Genomic DNA, 17,072 nt, shown 5'->3' on the forward strand with positions numbered 1-17,072 from the left:
GGGCTTGGACAGGCGAATACGCCAACAGGAAGTGGGCGGCGAGGTTGCGGGGTGGTCGGATGGCAATGATCCGGCCGCTGGTTCCAACGGCCGGACCAACTCCCCTACTGCTGATCGGCGGGCAGGTCGTCGTCAACCCTTTAAGGCGCGAATCATATTGACGAGCACTTGCGCGCCCGCTTGCGTACCTTGGTCGTCGCCGTTCTTGAACTCTAGTGTGCCCTCCCACCCATCGATATTGGCAGTCAGCTCGAAGTACGGGCGCGCAGTGGCGGGATCCAGATAGTCCGGTATGGGCTCCACAGTTTCTGTGACAGCCACGCCATCAACTTTCAGGACGCGGGCCGGACGATTCTCGATCGTAGGTGACGTCGTGTCCTCGAATATTCGATGCAGGAAGACATCCCCGAGATACTCCTTCCGTCCAGGTGTATGGTAACCGCATCCGTTGCCGGCAGCTATTTTATCGTTCATCGGCTTGGTGGCGGTTACGCTGACTTCGAGATTCGGGGCGTTATATCGGGCGGAGAAGAACTGTTTCGGAAAATCGCACAGCTCCTGGATCGTATGGTTGCTCAACTGTAGTGTCTGCCGTTCGGTGTCAGTGCGCGGCAGAACACCGCAACCCGTCAGGAGTAGCGCGAGTACCGCAACGATGGAAATTTTCTGTGGATTCACGTCGCCACCCATTCGGTCCCGGGAGCGTGGGTATCGAAACTCTTGGAAGTGCTTTCCGGCCAGCGGTTGTTGAGGAATGCCTTCTGGTTGTCTGTGGATTCTGTCATCTTAGCGAGGTTATTAATTTGTGTACGGAGGGCTGTAGCGAGTTTGTCCCCGTAACGTACTGTCTTCGGGATGATATCAGCAAGGGCATCGATCGCATCCGAAATTCCCCAGGGGGCTTCGAAGAAGGAACCAATTTTAGCCACAGCCGCAGTGAATCTGGCAAGAAATCCGATAATATCCTGGAGGATGCCGGAGTAGAATTCCCAAGCGGAATCCGATATCGCGGCAAGGCAGTCGCTCAGCTTGTCGCAGGTCGCTTTGGCTGAATCCATGGCCGTGTCCTGAAGTGTGCGTGCGGCCCCGTATCGATTGGCTGCACCGCCCTGCCAGTAGCCGAGCACGTTTCCTTTGACTACTTCGTTATTCTGTGCCTCGCCGATCTTGGATTTCAGCTTCAGCCATTCCTCGCTGGTCTGGAGGAAGGCGATAGGCGCACGTAAACCTTCGATAGCATCGTGCAGTTTATCGAGAAGATCCCGGATCTTGGCCTTGATTTCTTCCTTGTGGTCTTGCATGTATCCGCTGAAGTTGTCGTGAGTGATCGCGCCATATGCGGCACCAATAGCTGCGCCGATCGGTCCTCCAAATGCCTGCCCCTCGTAGATGGCCATCGCTGCTGCTGCTTCATTGAACGCAACCTCCACTTTGGCGGGCTGGCTTCGTATTTCTTTGACCTTGTCTGCGAACTGATCGAGAACGTTATTTATTTCATAGAGACTTTTGGTGTCGCCCATAGCTATCCTTCGTCCATTTTGATGAGGACGTTCGCGAAGTTTTGGTCCTGTTCCATATACACGTTGGCAACGTGTTCGAGGACGTCTCCAATCGCGTCAGTTTCGTCCCGTCCCTCGCTCAGCCTGTCGTACATATACTTTGCGGCTGTGGCCTGAGCATTCCAGGCTTCCTGAAATAGCGCCCAGACGACATCTCTGTTGCTGTATCGGATGCTATCTGCTTTGTGTGCGGCATCGCCGAGGCAGTCGGACGCACGACGCCAGGCCCGCGCGGCGGCAACCAACTGGTTCAGGTCCGCCGAGAAATTGGTCATTACGAAGTCCTCGTCAGATAGTTCTCGTATTCCCCGAGTTCGTACTCGAGCTCATCGTCGGAGCGGTGCGCCCATGAACCGCCTTCGTGGAAGTGTGGACGCTGGTGACGGATCTGATTCGCACAGTCGATGATGTCGTGGGCGATGTACGGCGGGCTGGCCGTTGCCGCCCATGCCGGATCGATGCTGATGCTGCTGATGCGAGAGAGGCTCGCGGCGACAGTAACGGAACGTGATCCGAAGTCGGTTGGAGGACCGTGGCCAATGAATTCGTCACCTCCGCGGAGCGCCCGCTCGACTGCCTCGAATTCGGCGAGTGACTGCGTGTCGAGAAGTGTGATCAATTGGGCACGACGGGACGGGGATGCGCTCAGCGCGGCGAATTTACCCTGCGCGATGATCGGTGCGTCGTGACGCCAGAGTGCCTGATAGTAGGCGGTCATCGCCGCTGCGGAGAAATCTGGTGGATCCAAGCGGTTGTGGAGGTTTCGGCTCACGTCGACATCTACTGGAAGGCGACCTTCGTCGAGATGCATCGTGAATGTCCCCACACCGATCAAGCGAAATTCAGTCATTCAATTCCTTTGCCGCTACCCAGAACGAACCGCTGCGTGTCTTCCGTTGGCAATGCTGCAGAACCTTCTCCTCGACCTGTTGACCTGTGGCAGCTACCTACTGATTGGACGCCGCGTGGCCGGGTTCGGTTCCATCGGGCTGGTTACCAAGTTTCGGGGCGGGTGGATTCGAGGTGGCGGCGGGCTTGGTCGATCCAGGTGGTGAAGTGAGTGGTGAGGTCGGCTGGGGTGGTGGGGCGGACGGTGATGTGGTGGGTGCGGTGTTCGGTGTAGCGGCCGTCGTTGGAGATGTCGTGCCATTGGAGGACTTTGGCGGGTTTGGCGTGGGTGTGTAGGGGAGCGGGGAGGAGGACGGCGGTGCCGCCGCCGTCGGCGGGGCGGTGGAGGAGGCGTTGGTATTGCTCGCGCGGGGTGTTGCGGGCGTTGTCCTGGAGGTAGGTGTCGCGGCGCGGGGCGAGGTCGTCGGGGTGGAAGGTGGCGGGCTTCTGGGTGCCGGGTTTGCAGGCGGGGATCGCGTTCACCAGGCGGGTGGGGAGCTGGTCGGCGGGGAACGTGCGGACGCGGATCGGGCCGTGGTCGTGTTGGTTGCCTGCTTGGCTGAGCACGACCGCGCCGAAGCCGGTGCGGGCGCCGAGGATCCGGTACTCGCGCAGGTCGTCGCGTCCGGTGCTGTTCTTGTGCTTGCACGTGCCGCCGAGGATTTCGATGCGGAGGTCGGACGTGCCCAGCGTGTGTAGGGCGGCGTTGATCTCGTCGAGCTCGTCGGCGGAGTAGCGCGCCCGGACGGCGGTGCGGTGGGTGTCGAACTCGTCGCGGTAGGCGAAGCGGCTGGTGTAGCGCAATGGGCTGGGGATGCGATCGTGGGCGTCGCCGTACCAGAGAGCGGCGAAATCGTCTGGTTCCCAGGTCCATTCAGCCATGTGAGGTCCCTATCCGGCCGCGCCGAGGCGACCCGCTGTCATGCGCACACGCCCGTGGCTCAGCACTGCGGTGTGCCGAGTCGAAAGGTCGGATGCGGTCACTCCTGTCTGTGTCGCACGCGATGCCGTGACGCGCAACCCCGATTCCCGAGACGATCGGAGGCGAGGCCACCCGGCACCGCCCGAGGGAATCCAACCGAGGTGGGCGTACCCGTATCGAGACGATCGGAGGCCAAGCCGCCTGCGGCGCCTGCAGGCATCCAACCCGAGGGTGGCGCGTACCCGTATTCCCGAGACGGTCGAAGGCTTTCGTCGGGCAAAGGCGGCGCGCTCAGTCCGGGACGCCGCCGATGACGCCGCCGGGCAGCGTCTTCGGGATCTCGCCGAGCAATTCGTCGGTGTTGTCCTGATTGATCAGGTAGTCCGGTGTCTTGTGCTCGGACTCGTCGTCCTTGCCGCCGCCGCGCGCACCGGGAGACATCATCCCGGGGAAACCGGCTGTGCCGCGCGCACTTGTGGCCGTCGCGGCTGCGGCCGCAGGTTTCGCCGAGGGGGTCGGGGTTCCGGGTGTGCCCGGGATGCTGCGTCCGGGTTGCGGCTGGGTGGTCGTGCCAGGGGTTCCCGGCGTGCCTGGGCCGTGTGGGGTTCCGGTACCGGTCGGCACGGTACGGGTGGGGTCGGTCGTCGTGGTCGGTGTTGTCGCCGTGGGGTCCACGCCGGCGGGTGTGGTCGACGTATTGGCCGGTATCGTGTCGGCGGACTGCTGCTCCTGCGATGACTGGTCGGCGGGCTTCTGCTCCTCGGCGCCCGGCTCATCGGGCTTGCCGTCGCCATCCTTGTCACCGGGCACACCGGGGTCGGTGGCGCCGGGATCATTGCCTGGGCCGGTCGAGCTGGGACCACCGTTGTCGCCGCTCTGGTATCCGCCAGGCGGTGGCGCCGGAATGTCCACCGACGCGGTCGGGCCTACCGGTGTTGGTAGCACCGGAATCTTGCCGTCCATCTCGCTGAACGGCTGCACATAGAACTGCTTCATCGCCGCCCGCGCGGCCTGCTCGGCTTCGGATTGCTCGCCCGACAGACTCCAGCGGCTCGGGTGGAAAATGCGCTCGGTCCAGGGGTAGTTGACGGTGTCCGGGAGCGCGTTCTTTGTATTGGAGATCGCAGTGGCGGCATCGCGGACGCGGCAGTACAGGTCTTCCAGGGACGTGGTCAGGTTTTGCGCTTCGCTGGTGTACTTGGCGATCGCGTTCTTGGACTGCTCCGCGGCCGGACCCGACCAAGCTTGGGCGATGGAGGTCTGGATGGAGCGGGCGAAGGTTTCGACGCCCTGCTCCCATTGGTTGCGGGCCTTCCAGTACTTGTCGGCTTGGGTGAACGCGTCGCCGCTATCGAGCGGCTTGAACGTGTCATTGATCCGTGAGTGTTCCCAGCTGTCCGCGTGCTCGCCGCCGTTCGGGATGCGCTTGCTCTCGTAGCCGCTCATTTGTTTGTTCCGTCCGGGAGCGCATACGGCCCGAACCGAAGTCCGACGGGTGGGCGCTCGGGCAGTGTGGTGTTGAGCCTGTTGAAGTCCGCAGCAAAGTTGCTGTCTGCCTGCATCATTCGATCCCGAACGATCCGGTGTACATCTTGGATGTCCTCGACGATGCGATAGTGATCTTCCATGATCTGATGAACGCTGTTCCGATCCTCGGCTCCGCGAGCCTTCGTCTTGAATCTATCGACCAACGTGGATGCGGACACCATATCGCCGCTGGATTCGCCCAAGCCCCAATGCTCCTGCTGAGAAACAGCATCCATGGAGCGTTGGATCTTGCGAATCTCGATTTTGAAGAATTCGCAGTCACGGTCTATGTAGATAAAGTCCTCTGGGGACATCTGGATACCTAACTGCCCCTCCCGCGCCGCGCTCAAAATGTTCGCCATCGGCCGAGGCGGCTGCGCGTTGTCGTCACCCATGTGCTACTCCCTCCCGGTGAGTTCGATCGCTTCAGCGTATTTCAAACAGTGGCAGGCATCGTCGGCACTACCTTCTCCGCCAAGGTCTTCGCGAGTGCGCAGGTGTCGAGTTGGCCGGTCTTACGATTCGACGGAGGATTGCTGAGGAAGAATTCGAGGCTTCCGCCTTTCATCTCCACGTTGATGGTGCACACGGCGTCGGGATGTTCTTCGACCTGCCGCGTAGAGATCGCACGGCGATTGTTGATGGTGTATTCGCGGGTGTCAGCGAACTTCTTGTCGCGCACCATGTCTACGGTGAGGTTCGTTGTGCGAATGAAGGGTGCGTATCCATCGGTTTGTACCCATCCGCAGCCGCGCCATCTGATTCCTCCCGATGCTTTGGAGTCGTCTGTGTCCTTGCTGCGCAGATTTTCGGAGTCGAGCACGCTTTGGGGGATGTCGGTGCAGGGGTCGTAGCCGGTGGGCACGTCAGGGGCGACGCTCTGGTTGGCGGAGGAAGCGCCAGTTGGCGCGGCGTTGTCATCGGTCGAGGAACCGCAGCCTGTCAGAACGAGCGCGGCACCGGTGGTGAGGATGGTCAGTCGCCGCGAATTCCGCCTTGATGTCATGGGTTCCCCTCGTACACCGGTGTGCTGTTCCTGGCCTCTCCAGGGCCGGACCGGCTCCTCCGCCCCCTTCAATCAAGGTTGACGCTACCGGGGGGTTTACCTCCGGTGCAAGCGATCTGGTATGCATCGCCCGTCCTAGCCGCCGGTTCAAGCGAGCGCCCCGGAACCGCCGGTGACGGAGGAGCCGGGGCTGTGGTCGAGCAGCTTTGGTTGGGATTATGACCGGTCGAGTTCGCCGCTGCTTATGCAGGCAGTGAACGAGTCCCAGTCGCTAGGTGCGAACACGATAGCCGGGCCGGTCGGGTTCTTCGAGTCGCGCACACCGACGGAGCCTTCAGGCAGGAATGCGACCTCCACGCAGTCCATCTGTGCGCTGCTGTAGCTGCTCTTGAACCAGATGGCATCGGATAGGCTGGTGTTCACTGGCCGTACTCCTTCGCGATCTTGCGGATGAGGGATCGGCTACGCTCCTGGTCCAGTGCCGATCGCTGGAGTTCGGCGTGCGCCTGGCGGTATTGCCGGATCTCCTCAGGCTTCTCAAGATACAGGTTCCCGGTGAAACCCTGGATATAGACGACAGGGGGTTCGGTGAGATGGGCAGTCGGATGCTTCGGGAAGTCGAGCATGACAAACGACCCGACGCTCAGCCCCGCGTACGTCTCCGACGCGAGTGGAACCACCCGCACCGAAACATTCGGCTGCTCGCTGACTCGCAGCAGGTGCCTAAGCTGACCTTCCATGACTGCGCGTCCGCCGATCGCCCGGCGCAGTGCGGATTCGTCGAGGATCGCCTCCAGGAGAAGGGGATCCGAGTCGTTGTCCAAGCGAGTCCTTCGCCGCCCGAACATCTCGATCCTTCGCTCGACTTCTGCTCCTGACATCCCAGGAAAGCTGGCCCAGATCAAGGCGCGTCGGCACTCGTCGGTTTGCAGGAGCCCAGGGAGGAGGGTCGTCTGGTAGGAGACGATGCGCTTGGCCGCCGCCTCCAATTCCACGTAGAGACTGAACTCTTTGTGGATGGTGTCGCCGAACGCATGCCACCACCCGGTGTGCTTGGTCTCCTCGGTCAACTCGAGCAAGATGGCGGTCATCGCCTCAGACGCGCCGTAGATCTGGCACAACCGCTCGATGAACAGGGGATTCAGCCGGACGGGCTGTCCGGTCTCAATCCGCCACAGAGTCTGTTTGCCCACGTTGATCGCGTCGCGGGCGTACTCCGCACTGACTCCCGAGCTGATCCGCAGGGCCCGCAACTGTCGGCCCAGCATGCGGCGGGCAAGGGTGGAACCTGTTGGACTCATGACGAATTCCCTTTCGTAGCCAAACTAGTGGCCAGGTAGCTAACTGGAACCTTTTGGCGGGGATCCTTGGAACCTGGGCGGTTTCCGCCCGATTCCACAACTGATTACGTTCCCGCCCAGCAATATCCGGTGCTCTACTGAACGCGCCCGGTCCGAATCGAAGAAGTGCTGAAACCTTAACCGCGACAACGGTTCCAGGTCCAGCGATCGGGCATTTGCTCTTATCGGACCAATTGAATCGAGGCTGGCGAATGAACCATGCGGCATTCGCGGATACACCCGCGTCCCGCTGCGCCTTTTACCGCCGCACCTGTGGACTGCCCGCGGGGATACATCCGGAGATCGGGCGGATCGTCGTCAAGGCAGGCGTGGTCGGCGGGATCACGATGCCCGACCGGATGGGGCAATGGGTGCGAGACGACATGCTTTTTCGGGGCCACCCGCTGGGTCCGGTCGTCGCGCATATCCGTTCGCGCCGCTGGACTTTCCTGTGCCGACCAGATCTCCCCGACGACACGCGACTGTTCGCGGCCCTGTTCCGGCTCGACGTCTCCGTCGTGCCATTCGGCGGCGAAATAGCGCTGCCGTCCCCCGCCGACGCGAACGGCGGCTTCCGCCGCTGGGTGGTGGCACCCCGGGACACCTTCCGCCCGTCCGGCGCGGTGATCGTGGATTGCGTGCTGACCTGCGCGGGCCGGAGCGTCGTCGGTGAGCGTCAGCGAGTGATCCGAGATAACGCGCCATCGCGCGCGGCGGAGCCGAACCCGGGCGAGGCGCGGTCGTGAACGATGTCCTCCCGACGAGAAGTCAACTGCTGCAAGCCTGCCGGAAGGGCGAGCCGCCACCGGATCATCCGGTGCTGCTGCGCGCCCGCGCTCTAGCCGACCTGCACGTCCGTCGACTCGGCGCGGACCGTACAGCTGTGCGCGATATCGACGAGTGCCGTGCCCGCCTGGTCCGGGATATCGACCGCTGGTCCGAGGTGCGCTTGCCTTCCGCCCGCGGCGGCGCCTACCTCCACACCGAGTCTCTGGGCGCGGTGATCGACCGCCTCGCCCACCTCAGCGTCACCGCACACGCGGCCCTGGCCGCCGAGGCGGACTGGGACCTGTGGTTCGCCTGGGAGCGTCTGGCCGAACTGGCCATCGCTTATGAGGACCTGGCCACTGAGCTGACCGCCGGACGTCGCCGCTTGCCGAACGCGTTCTAGTTCGCCAAGGCGCGGATTCGATTGTGGGTACTCGCGCACATCGCATTCACCGGAGCATCCCATTGCGTCGCCCGTCAGTTGAAGGACCATCTCCGGCAAGCGGTGCTGGACGGCAACAGGGTCGCCCTCGGGTGGGGCGGCAACTGGGTTACCGCAACCAGGTCAATAGACGGGCAATACCGGAAACAAATCCGCAAAGCATCGATTCGACAATGTCGAACACCTGGTGATTGCTCCACGGCATCACCTCCGAGGTATGTGACCTGCGTCATAACCCCCTCGGTCGCCGTTCGATAGCGCGACGAGTGACCCAGACCACTCTGGGCGTTCGGCAATGTCGAACTCGCTCGGTGTTCGCCTCGGCAATCTGCTCGTAATGTCCGGTTCAATCCGGCGCGGTAGGCCATATGAGTCCGCTACCCGGCATCACCCCGGCAACCTGGACGGATCCGAAGGAGGGCGAGTGTCTCAACTGTCACACGGGACGCGCCTCGTCAGACGCCGTCCAACCGGCCCGGATTCGACCTCGTGCCGCGCGGGCCGTGGGATGGCCGACAGCGAGGGTCGGCCATGACCGCTGACAATTCGCCGAGGCCGCAGGAAGCGGACGTTCACCTGTCGATCTTCCTGCACGGGTTGCGGCTGGACTTCCGGGCATGCGTCACCGCCGCGAGTGTCTTCGTCCAGGAGTGGCGAGACAAGCACTGGCATGATCCGGTCCAGGTCTGCACCGATGACGCGAGCCAGTATCCGAGGCTGCCGTGTGAACGCCTGTATCTGCAGTCTCGGTGACGTGGGCGTCCGGGCCCAGAGTCTCGACATGAGCGAGCCGACCAGGTCCGCCGTTGCTGGGAAGTCCGGTACCGGTTCGGGTGCAAGACTGTGAACTCGAATCCTCAACCCGTCGAGGAAGGTGACTTGATGCAGATCGACTCCGATCCCACGCCGTCGCCATCCCCGGGCGAGCCGCCTACTCCACCCGGATCGAAGCCGAAGCCCGAGGGCTGGCAGGTGCCGCCGCTCGACCCTCCGCCCGGGGCATCGAAGGTTCTGGCCGACTATTTCGTCGGCGCCCGAAAGGTCTTCCAGGCTCTGGCCGAAATTCTGGGTACCCCGGAATACGCAGTCCCCCCACCGATACCTCCACCGGCGGCGCCTCCGCCCTCGCTGCCGGAGGGCGAGGCGGTCGGTCTGACCGGATTCGCCGCCACAGCGCTTTCGACCTCCCAGAATGTTCTGCAGGGTCATTCGGCGGGCTGGCAAGGCACCGACGGGACGAACTTCACCATCGCGCAACGAGCCGCCACCGTAGGTTCGGCGGCTCTGAAAGAACTCCAAGAAATAGTCTATCGGTTGCAGGACGTGTTGAACGCGGCCGTGCTTGTGCTGCCTGCCTCTTACACCGAACGCCCTTCAGCCGGTGGTAATCTCACGTCGTTTGCTGAACTCAAGCTTGCCGGTGCCGTAGATCAAGCGCTCAGACAAGCCTACGACGCCGTCTCTCGTGCGAAGAGGGAGTTGGGCCTCGAGACGGCTCTACCGAGGCCGCCGGAGTTTCCCAAATTTTCCATGGAGCTCGTCCCGCCCCGGCCAGCCCCCATGCCTCAGCGACAGGAGTATGTACAGAATCCGGGGATTCTGGAGGTATGAAGCCCGCGCGCTCAGTCCCGCCGCAAGGTGGCGGCGAGGTGGTGCTGCAATGGCTCGCCGACCGCCGCCATGCGCAGGGTGTAGTCGATGGTGTCGCCGGACAGGTGGATCGAGCGGCCGAGGGCGGTGACGAGTTTCGCGGTGCTGCTGCGGCCGATGCCGGTGGAGTCCAATTCCAGGCGCAGGGTGCCGTCTTCGACGGCCAGTGAGCCCTCGCAGATTTCGGTGATCCCGGTGGGATGAGCAAGGATCAGTTCGACGCGGTCGGGACGCGGACAGCGCAGATAGCCGGTTTCGGCGTGCAGCGGCCTGCCGTCGTCGCTGGCGCGGGTCTTCTGCCGGTAGGTGAGGAAGGGGCGGCCGAGGTGGCCGAACCGGATTTCCTCGACATAGCCGAAGGGCTGGATGGTCGGGTATTCACCCCGGCCGTTTCCGCGCCAAATGCCGAGCAGTGGAGCGAGCGGAGCGATGTCCGGATGTGGAGCAATGGAGGGCTGGGGTTCGACCACGGCGAACAGACTAAACCCGTGCTCCGGATAGCGCTCGTAGACTCCCCGAAATTGCGCGACGCTAAGGTTAGCTTAACCTTAGCGCCAGAGTGTGTGTGCTGGAAAGGAACAGTAAAGTTGAACGGACGTTGGAATGAGTTGCGCCGGTCGCGCCGCGGAAATTGTCTGCTGCGCGCGTCGGCGCTCGGCCTCACGCTGCTTCTCGCGGCAGCTTGCTCGGACTCGAGGCCCGACGAGACGCCCGCCCTCGACGGCAACAATTACGTTCAGACCAATCTGGCCGCCAATGACGCGGAGTACAAGGCGCAGTTCACCTTCCCCGACCTGGTGAACGCATGGGGTCTCGCCAATCGACCCAAGGGCGCGGGCGGGCACTTCTGGGTCGGCGCGGGCGGAAAGTCGTTCCAGTTCGTCGGCGACGTCACCGAGTCGTCGGACGCCCAGGTGCAGAAACTCTTCCAGGACGGGTTGAAGATCGTCACCATTCCCGGCGCCGACGCCGACACCTCGGATGCCAGCGCGGGCAAGACCACCGGCGTCGTGTTCAATCCGGCGCCGATCACCTCTGATCTGTTCTACGTGCACGACCAGCCGGTCGAGGCGGAAGGCGGCCCGCTGAACGGCTCGGCGCGCTTCATCGTCGCCACCGACTCCGGCAAGATCTCGGCATGGACCGAGCTGGACTTCGAAGACCGCATCGTGCGTCATGACGGCCCGGCCAACCTGGTCTTCGACGGGCAGCCGCAGGGCATGCAGTTCCTCGGAATCGCGCTGACACCATCGGGGGACAAGCTGCTCGCCGCCGATTTCGGCGCCGAACCGCAGGTCCGGACGTTCGACAAGGACTGGCAGCTGGTTCCCACCACCGGCTTCGCCAACCCGTTCGCCACCGGTGACGCGATCGACCCGGCCGCGCCGGAGAAGGGCAGGAAGGCCGAGCCCGGCGATCCCGCGCCATTCAACGTTTCGACGGTCGGCAACCGCGTTTTCGTCGCCTACGCCACCACCAAGGCAGACCGAGCGGACGCGACCGCGTTCGATGCGGGCGAAGAGGATTCGCTGGACAAAGATCAAGAGCAGGCAGCGGGCGGTCGACCGGACAAGGGCAAGCTCGCCGAGTTCGACGCCGACGGCAAACTGGTGCGCATCCTCGGCGACGGCAAGCGCCTGAACGCGCCGTGGGCGGTGACCGTCGCGCCGGAGGGCTTCGGCCCGCTCAGCGGCAAGCTTCTCGTCGGCAACTTCGGCGGCGCCGGACACGTGCTCGCCTACGACGACGCCACCGGCAAGTTCGCCGACTACTTGCGCGACGCCGACGGCAAGCCGGTGGCGATCGAAGGTCTATGGGCGCTGATGTTCGGCAACGGCGATAGCCTCGGCGACGCCGACTCGCTGTATTTCACTGCCGGACCCGGCGACGAGAAGGACGGCCTGTTCGGCAGGCTCCGCTTGAAGTAGCTGGTTTCGCAGCGGCCCGCACCATCCGGGGCGGGCCGTTGTTGCGTTATCGGCCCCGGTCGGCGCCGACGCCCGGCGCTCGGTGCGCCGCTCGCGAACGGCCGACTGACAGCTACCAGGCCGTCCCGGCGGGGTGAATCGCTCGACCGTTGATTGGTGTCGGCGCAGCTGCACCAACGTCGCCGCGCTGGCTCGGCGGGCGCCGACCCGAAGTTCCGCGGGCACGCTCACCGCAGCCGGGTTGCAGCGCCGGGTTTGGCGCAGATGAATTGCGCGACGTCGATGTAGCCGCGGCGGAAATAGTCCGCGGACCCGGTCAGATACCTGAGGTAAGCGTTGTAGGTGTCTTGCCCGGCGAGCTCGATCGCCCGGTCGCGGTGCTCACGGAGAGCGGAGACCCAGTACTCCAGTGTGGTGGTGTAGTGCCGTCCCAGCTTCTGGATGCCGGTGACGGTGAACCCGGCATCCTCCGCGTACTCGGTAATTCCCTTCGGAATGTGACCGGTCGGTGCCGTGAGCTGGCCACCAGAGAAGATGGTCTCACGCAGGAACCGCAGGAACGCGAAATCGGTCCTTGTGAGGCGCGTGCCTTGCGCACGTAAATGGCCGCGGTCGTAGCTGACGACGGTCTGCAACAGCAGCACCCCGTCGGCTGGCATGATCCGGTACGCGAAATCGAAGAATTCGCCGTATCGGTCCCGGCTCATGTGTTCCAGCGCACCGATGCACACGATCCGGTCCACTCGGCGGTCGAATCCCTCCCAGCCTTGCTGCCGCACCCCACCGTATGGACGTCCCCGGACCAGCCGGTCGACGAGCAGATTCCGCACATACCGGTACTGGTTACGGCTGGAAGTCAGACCGATCGCATTTGCCCCGTAGGTGTCCATGGCGCGCGTCATGGTCGACCCCCAGCCACAACCGACATCCAACAAGGTCATCCCCGGGCGCAGGTCGCACTTGGCCAAGGCGAGGTCGATCTTCGCCCGCTGGGCTTGTTCCAGGGTGTCGTCCGGGTGGGTCCAGAACGCGCAACTGTAGGTACGGGTCGGGTCGAGGAACAGCGTGAAGAACTCATCCGGCAGCTCGGTGCGGGACCGGACCTCGGCGAAGGTCGGCTCCCACGACAGGTCGGTGATCTTTCGATGGGCCTTGCTGAGGGTCTGCTGACTCACACGCCTTCTCCTGGTTTGCCGGTCGAAGCACTTCTCTCCTGTGCCTATGACACAGCGAAAGCGATAAACTGACCGTGTCAATCTGAGACACGTCATTCACCAAGACGGCCGCCACCATGGATAGCGACAAGCGCCGAGGTTACGAGGTGATGCCGGATCCTCGGGCCGAGAGCCCTGTGAGCCTGGAGAAGGCACGCGAACAATTCCTCACCGCGGGTTCGCCCGATCGCCCGCGAGTGCGGGACACTGTGCTCGACTCTTGGTACCGATCGCGTGCCCTGCAGATCCACTCCGACCGTGTGGAGCTGCCCTATGTGCGGGATCCGAACCTCGACTCCCCACTGGTGAACGCCGCGTCACCCGTGCTGCGGCGGCTCGCGAGCGACCTGGCCGACCAGTCGGTCAGTGTCATCCTGACCTCGTCGGACGGGCTCTTGCTCGAGCGCCACGAGTCCGATGCCACGATCATGCGCACGCTCGACGGTGTGCAACTCGCTCCCGGCTACAGCTATGCGGAGGACTTCGTCGGCACCAACGGAATCGGCACCACACTGGAGACGGCCACCCCGACGTTCATTCGCGGCGGCGAACATTATCTGGGCACGCTCGGCCGGCTCGCGTGTGCGGGCTCGCCCATTCGCCACCCGATGACGGGCTCGATGATCGGCGTCATCGATCTCACCTGCTGGGCCAGCCGGTCCGATCCGCTGATGCTCGCCCTCGCCAACAGTGCGAGCAGCCAGATCCAGGACCGGCTGGGCGCCCTCGCCAGCGAAACCGAGACGGCGCTGCTGGAGGCGTATCGGCGCCAATGCCGCCGGTATCCGCTCGGCGTGCTCGCGATCGGTCGCGACGTGGTGTTGATGAACCAGTTTCTGCGCCATGCTCTCAATACCCACGATCAAGCGGCATTGCTGCAATATTCGGCCGACCTGGGCCGCCCCGGGGCGGTCGATACCGTCCTCGCCCCGCTACCGAGCGGCCGGATCGCGAGAGTGACCGCAGTCGAACGTATTTCGATACGCAACAGCCTCAACATGGTCCTGCACGTTCAGTTGGCAACCGACCGCGTGGTGCAACACCCGGTCGTGCACGGTACGCCCGCATTGCCCGGTGTCGCCGGTAGGAGCAGCTCGTGGCGGCGCAGTTGCCAGCAGATCGAGAGGTGCTGCCGGGATCGTGAATGGGTGGTCATCGATGGCGAAAAGGGTTCCGGACGAACAAAACTCGCGGAGTCTGTCGTTGCGTACGTCACCCCCGGCACAATGGCCCGGGTGCTGCGGATGGCCGACTTCGCCGACACAGCGAGCCTGCTGGCCGCGCTGAGAACCAAAACCAGCGACAGCGATTTCAGCGTTGTGATCACAGAAATGGACCGTCTGCCGGCCGAGTCGATCAATCCAATCGCCAACATCCTCCAGGCGTGCGCTGGTCGTGGATGGATCGCGGCAACAACGCATTCGGCCACGTCCACTACTGCCCTCGATTCGGTGCAGCCGCTGTTCACCCACACTGTCGGCGTGCCCGCACTCCGGCACCGTATCGAAGACCTCGAGGACCTGGTCCCCTTCCTGCTGCGCGAGCTGGCCAAGGGCACCGACATCCGGCTCGCCCCGGACGCGATGCGCCAGCTCGGCAAACTATCGTGGCCGGGCAACGTCGCCGAACTACGCAGGGTGCTGGCGAAAACCGTGTCCCGGCAACGATCCGGCCTGATCCACGTCGATAACCTTCCGCCGGAATGCCGGTCGCTGACTCGGCGCAAACTGAGCCGGATCGAGGCGCTGGAACGCGACGCGATCGTGCGCAGCCTGGCGGAGAACGGCGGCAACAAGACCGAAGCCGCAGCGGCACTAGGGATGTCGCGGGCCACCATCTATCGCAGGATCAAGGACTTCGGCATCGAGTAGCCGAGCCGACTGCTTCGATCGATGAAACAGCCCGGTCATTGTCGTACACCCGATCCCGGCCGGCCCCCGGTCGGTGCCGACGCCCGGCGTTCGGTGCGCCGTTCGCGGATAGCAGCCGCGACTTCCTCGACCGCTGCGCGAATCATGGCGCCATAACCGTCGTCGGCGAGGGTATGCAGACGGGTGTTGGCGGCGTCGATCTCGCGCTGCGCGGCCTCGAACGAGCCGAGCCTGCGGTAGTTGTCGGCGAGGTTGAGATGCAGTGACGGATAGAAGGCGGCCACCTGCAGTGCCGCGTCATAGCTCTGCGCGCGATCGTCGGTGAGGCTGTCGGCGGCGTCCAGCGCGCGGATGTCCCAGGTGAGCGCCTCGGCGGCGTCGTCGTACAGGTCGGCCAGATAGTGGGCGAGGGCGCAGCGATGTAGCGGATCGCCCTGCGGCCCGAGCGAGGACCAGAGGGCGAGCAGCGCCTCGCGCGCGTCATCCGGGCGGCCGTCGTGGCCGAGCGCGACCGCACTGGTGATGGCGGCCATGGTCTCGTCTGGGGTGGTCACTGGGGAGCCAGCCTTTCTATGGGTTTCTGCGGATGCGCGGGAAATCAGTCGGCCTGTGTGTCGGTCGGGGTTACCCGCCAGCGGCGGGACCAGTCCCAGAGCGAGCCGAGTGCGGTGCCGAGTTCGCTGCCCGCGGTGGTCAATTCGTAGGACTTGTCGGGGTTCTTCGCGATCAGGCCCGCGGATTGCAAGTGTTGCAGTCGCACCGAGAGCATGCTCGACGAGCAGTTGCCCATGCGGCGGCGCAATTCGAGGAAGCCCAGGCGGTCGGGTTCCAGCTCCCACAGGATGCGCAGCATCCAGCGTTGGCCGAGCAGGTCCATCGTGGCCAGCAGCGGCGCGTTCGCCGGGTCGTCCCTGCCGCGCGGCGGCTTCGGTTCGTTTGCGCTTCTCATTTAGAATCAGCATAGTGATTCTGAATTAGAAGCGTGCGCCGGAGTGGCCCGGCGCGATCGAAAGGGTGACCGTGGACGACACGACCGGACGGCGAATCGTTCTGATCACGGGCGCGTCCCGGGGTATCGGCGCGGAGACCGCACGGGTGCTCGCCGCGCGAGGTGACCACGCGGTGATCAACTACCGCGAGAAGGTCACGCGGGCCGAGCGTCTGGCCGACTCGATCCGGGAGGGGGGCGGCAGCGCGTCCACGGCGGGCGCCGATATCGCCGACCCGGATTCGGCCCGCGCGCTGATCGCCGGGATCGCCGCGGAGTTCGGCCGCCTCGACGTGCTGGTGCTCAACGCCTCCGGCGGTCTCGAGCTGCATGCGGGTCCCGGCTACGCGATGGCACTGAACCGCGACGCGCAGGAACGACTGGTGCGACTTGCCTTGCCGCACATGTCATCCGGCTCCGGAATCGTCTTCGTGACCAGTCATCAGGCGCACTTCTACGGCCGCAAGCCGGTCCCCGCCGAATACGAGCCCATCGCCGCGAGCAAACGCGCGGGTGAGGATGCCCTGCGCGCCATGATCCCCGAACTCAGCGCCCGCGGCGTGACCTTGCACGTCGTTTCCGGCGACATGATCGACGGCACGATCATCGTCCAGCTTCTGGAGCGCCGAAACCCCGACGCCGTCACCGCCCGCCGAAATCAGGGCACCTTGCCCACTGTCACGGAGTTCGCCACCGCCGTCGCCCTCGCCACCACCAGCCCGGCCGATCCCGGACACACCACATACGTCGGCGGTCAGGACTATCTCGACGAGCGAGAAACCGCCTCCTGAACGGCTGGGCAAGCGCGCCGGTCCATCTGGCCCGCGGTCGGTGCTGCGTACCTTTCGTCACGCCATGTCGCGCTGCGCTCCGCGAACCGCCTGTCGTGGCGGCCATTGATCAACCCGATGGCCGTGCAGTGGCTGCAGTTATGTGCCGCGTGGCGCTCGAACGACGGGCCGAGTGGTG

General features: G+C 64.1%; 21 protein-coding genes. 7 read left to right on the forward strand and 14 right to left on the reverse strand.

Going from position 1 to position 17,072, the window contains the following annotated elements:
- Positions 1–132 precede the first annotated feature (132 nt).
- The 10 genes from OHA40_RS25700 to OHA40_RS25745 all read right to left on the reverse strand — a co-directional run bounded on the left by OHA40_RS25700 (position 133) and on the right by OHA40_RS25745 (position 7,203).
- A complete protein-coding gene (locus tag OHA40_RS25700) occupies positions 133–678 on the reverse strand; it encodes a hypothetical protein (protein WP_330229432.1) in 546 nt (181 codons plus the stop codon).
- Complete coding sequence (locus tag OHA40_RS25705; RefSeq protein ID WP_330229433.1) at positions 675–1,520, reverse strand: hypothetical protein; 846 nt, start codon at positions 1,518–1,520, stop codon at positions 675–677. Before OHA40_RS25705 ends, OHA40_RS25700 begins: the two co-directional genes overlap by 4 nt.
- A gap of 2 nt (positions 1,521–1,522) precedes the next feature.
- Positions 1,523–1,834 (reverse strand): hypothetical protein, encoded by a 312-nt coding sequence (locus tag OHA40_RS25710; protein WP_330229434.1) that lies wholly within the window; start codon positions 1,832–1,834, stop codon positions 1,523–1,525.
- Positions 1,834–2,409 (reverse strand): hypothetical protein, encoded by a 576-nt coding sequence (locus OHA40_RS25715; RefSeq protein WP_330229435.1) that lies wholly within the window; start codon positions 2,407–2,409, stop codon positions 1,834–1,836. Before OHA40_RS25715 ends, OHA40_RS25710 begins: the two co-directional genes overlap by 1 nt.
- A gap of 143 nt (positions 2,410–2,552) precedes the next feature.
- Positions 2,553–3,329, reverse strand: a complete 777-nt coding sequence (locus OHA40_RS25720; protein WP_330229436.1) for an ESX secretion-associated protein EspG — start codon at positions 3,327–3,329, stop codon at positions 2,553–2,555.
- A gap of 331 nt (positions 3,330–3,660) precedes the next feature.
- Positions 3,661–4,815: a hypothetical protein gene (locus OHA40_RS25725; RefSeq protein WP_330229437.1), complete on the reverse strand. Its 1,155-nt coding sequence runs from the start codon at positions 4,813–4,815 to the stop codon at positions 3,661–3,663.
- The gene (locus tag OHA40_RS25730; RefSeq protein WP_330229438.1) at positions 4,812–5,291 is read right to left on the reverse strand and encodes a hypothetical protein; all 480 of its coding nucleotides are present in this window, start codon (positions 5,289–5,291) and stop codon (positions 4,812–4,814) included. Before OHA40_RS25730 ends, OHA40_RS25725 begins: the two co-directional genes overlap by 4 nt.
- 41 nt (positions 5,292–5,332) lie before the next feature.
- Entirely contained in the window at positions 5,333–5,902 is a 570-nt protein-coding gene (locus tag OHA40_RS25735) for a DUF3558 domain-containing protein (protein ID WP_330229439.1), read from the reverse strand.
- Between the two features lie 216 nt (positions 5,903–6,118).
- Entirely contained in the window at positions 6,119–6,325 is a 207-nt protein-coding gene (locus OHA40_RS25740; protein ID WP_330229440.1) for a DUF397 domain-containing protein, read from the reverse strand.
- Entirely contained in the window at positions 6,322–7,203 is an 882-nt protein-coding gene (locus OHA40_RS25745) for a helix-turn-helix domain-containing protein (protein ID WP_330229441.1), read from the reverse strand. Before OHA40_RS25745 ends, OHA40_RS25740 begins: the two co-directional genes overlap by 4 nt.
- 251 nt (positions 7,204–7,454) lie before the next feature.
- Here OHA40_RS25745 and OHA40_RS25750 point away from each other — a divergent pair, with 251 nt between their 5' ends.
- The 4 genes from OHA40_RS25750 to OHA40_RS25765 all read left to right on the forward strand — a co-directional run bounded on the left by OHA40_RS25750 (position 7,455) and on the right by OHA40_RS25765 (position 10,063).
- Positions 7,455–7,988, forward strand: a complete 534-nt coding sequence (locus OHA40_RS25750; RefSeq protein ID WP_330229442.1) for a DNA-directed RNA polymerase subunit beta — start codon at positions 7,455–7,457, stop codon at positions 7,986–7,988.
- A complete protein-coding gene (locus OHA40_RS25755; RefSeq protein WP_330229443.1) occupies positions 7,985–8,413 on the forward strand; it encodes a DUF4254 domain-containing protein in 429 nt (142 codons plus the stop codon). The genes OHA40_RS25750 and OHA40_RS25755 overlap by 4 nt, the downstream gene beginning before the upstream one ends.
- Before the next feature lie 570 nt (positions 8,414–8,983).
- Entirely contained in the window at positions 8,984–9,205 is a 222-nt protein-coding gene (locus OHA40_RS25760) for a hypothetical protein (RefSeq protein WP_330229444.1), read from the forward strand.
- A gap of 129 nt (positions 9,206–9,334) precedes the next feature.
- Complete coding sequence (locus OHA40_RS25765) at positions 9,335–10,063, forward strand: hypothetical protein (RefSeq protein WP_330229445.1); 729 nt, start codon at positions 9,335–9,337, stop codon at positions 10,061–10,063.
- 11 nt (positions 10,064–10,074) lie between these two features.
- On the opposite strand, the gene OHA40_RS25770 is transcribed toward OHA40_RS25765, so the two are convergent.
- Complete coding sequence (locus OHA40_RS25770; RefSeq protein ID WP_330229446.1) at positions 10,075–10,572, reverse strand: peroxynitrite isomerase; 498 nt, start codon at positions 10,570–10,572, stop codon at positions 10,075–10,077.
- Positions 10,573–10,689: 117 nt separating this feature from the next.
- Here OHA40_RS25770 and OHA40_RS25775 point away from each other — a divergent pair, with 117 nt between their 5' ends.
- Positions 10,690–12,030 (forward strand): TIGR03118 family protein, encoded by a 1,341-nt coding sequence (locus tag OHA40_RS25775; RefSeq protein WP_442943814.1) that lies wholly within the window; start codon positions 10,690–10,692, stop codon positions 12,028–12,030.
- Between the two features lie 227 nt (positions 12,031–12,257).
- Here the strand turns inward: OHA40_RS25775 and OHA40_RS25780 are convergent, their stop codons facing one another.
- Complete coding sequence (locus OHA40_RS25780; protein ID WP_330229447.1) at positions 12,258–13,205, reverse strand: class I SAM-dependent methyltransferase; 948 nt, start codon at positions 13,203–13,205, stop codon at positions 12,258–12,260.
- Between the two features lie 149 nt (positions 13,206–13,354).
- Here OHA40_RS25780 and OHA40_RS25785 point away from each other — a divergent pair, with 149 nt between their 5' ends.
- Positions 13,355–15,115, forward strand: a complete 1,761-nt coding sequence (locus OHA40_RS25785) for a sigma-54-dependent Fis family transcriptional regulator (protein WP_330229448.1) — start codon at positions 13,355–13,357, stop codon at positions 15,113–15,115.
- Between the two features lie 35 nt (positions 15,116–15,150).
- Here OHA40_RS25785 and OHA40_RS25790 read toward each other — a convergent pair whose 3' ends face one another.
- The gene (locus tag OHA40_RS25790; protein ID WP_330229449.1) at positions 15,151–15,669 is read right to left on the reverse strand and encodes a hypothetical protein; all 519 of its coding nucleotides are present in this window, start codon (positions 15,667–15,669) and stop codon (positions 15,151–15,153) included.
- Between the two features lie 44 nt (positions 15,670–15,713).
- Positions 15,714–16,064, reverse strand: coding sequence for a winged helix-turn-helix transcriptional regulator (locus OHA40_RS25795; RefSeq protein WP_330229450.1), 351 nt, complete (start codon positions 16,062–16,064; stop codon positions 15,714–15,716).
- Positions 16,065–16,129: 65 nt separating this feature from the next.
- On the opposite strand from OHA40_RS25795, the gene OHA40_RS25800 reads away from it, so the two are divergent.
- Positions 16,130–16,894 carry an SDR family oxidoreductase gene (locus OHA40_RS25800; protein WP_330229451.1) on the forward strand — a complete coding sequence of 255 codons (765 nt, stop codon included), beginning with the start codon at positions 16,130–16,132 and terminating at the stop codon, positions 16,892–16,894.
- The last annotated feature ends 178 nt before the right edge of the window (positions 16,895–17,072 follow it).

This window comes from Nocardia sp. NBC_00508 (genome assembly GCF_036346875.1).
In the GTDB taxonomy this organism is placed as follows: Bacteria; Actinomycetota; Actinomycetes; order Mycobacteriales; family Mycobacteriaceae; genus Nocardia.

Excerpts from the sequence above, each read along its gene's own strand:
- OHA40_RS25705 (WP_330229433.1), bottom strand. The coding sequence starts at position 1,520 with ATGGGCGACACCAAAAGTCTCTATGAAATAAATAACGTTCTCGATCAG.
- OHA40_RS25710 (WP_330229434.1), bottom strand. The coding sequence starts at position 1,834 with ATGACCAATTTCTCGGCGGACCTGAACCAGTTGGTTGCCGCCGCGCGG.
- OHA40_RS25715 (WP_330229435.1), bottom strand. The coding sequence starts at position 2,409 with ATGACTGAATTTCGCTTGATCGGTGTGGGGACATTCACGATGCATCTC.
- OHA40_RS25720 (WP_330229436.1), bottom strand. The coding sequence starts at position 3,329 with ATGGCTGAATGGACCTGGGAACCAGACGATTTCGCCGCTCTCTGGTAC.
- OHA40_RS25725 (WP_330229437.1), bottom strand. The coding sequence starts at position 4,815 with ATGAGCGGCTACGAGAGCAAGCGCATCCCGAACGGCGGCGAGCACGCG.
- OHA40_RS25730 (WP_330229438.1), bottom strand. The coding sequence starts at position 5,291 with ATGGGTGACGACAACGCGCAGCCGCCTCGGCCGATGGCGAACATTTTG.
- OHA40_RS25735 (WP_330229439.1), bottom strand. The coding sequence starts at position 5,902 with ATGACATCAAGGCGGAATTCGCGGCGACTGACCATCCTCACCACCGGT.
- OHA40_RS25745 (WP_330229441.1), bottom strand. The coding sequence starts at position 7,203 with ATGAGTCCAACAGGTTCCACCCTTGCCCGCCGCATGCTGGGCCGACAG.
- OHA40_RS25750 (WP_330229442.1), top strand. The coding sequence starts at position 7,455 with ATGAACCATGCGGCATTCGCGGATACACCCGCGTCCCGCTGCGCCTTT.
- OHA40_RS25760 (WP_330229444.1), top strand. The coding sequence starts at position 8,984 with ATGACCGCTGACAATTCGCCGAGGCCGCAGGAAGCGGACGTTCACCTG.
- OHA40_RS25765 (WP_330229445.1), top strand. The coding sequence starts at position 9,335 with ATGCAGATCGACTCCGATCCCACGCCGTCGCCATCCCCGGGCGAGCCG.
- OHA40_RS25785 (WP_330229448.1), top strand. The coding sequence starts at position 13,355 with ATGCCGGATCCTCGGGCCGAGAGCCCTGTGAGCCTGGAGAAGGCACGC.
- OHA40_RS25795 (WP_330229450.1), bottom strand. The coding sequence starts at position 16,064 with ATGAGAAGCGCAAACGAACCGAAGCCGCCGCGCGGCAGGGACGACCCG.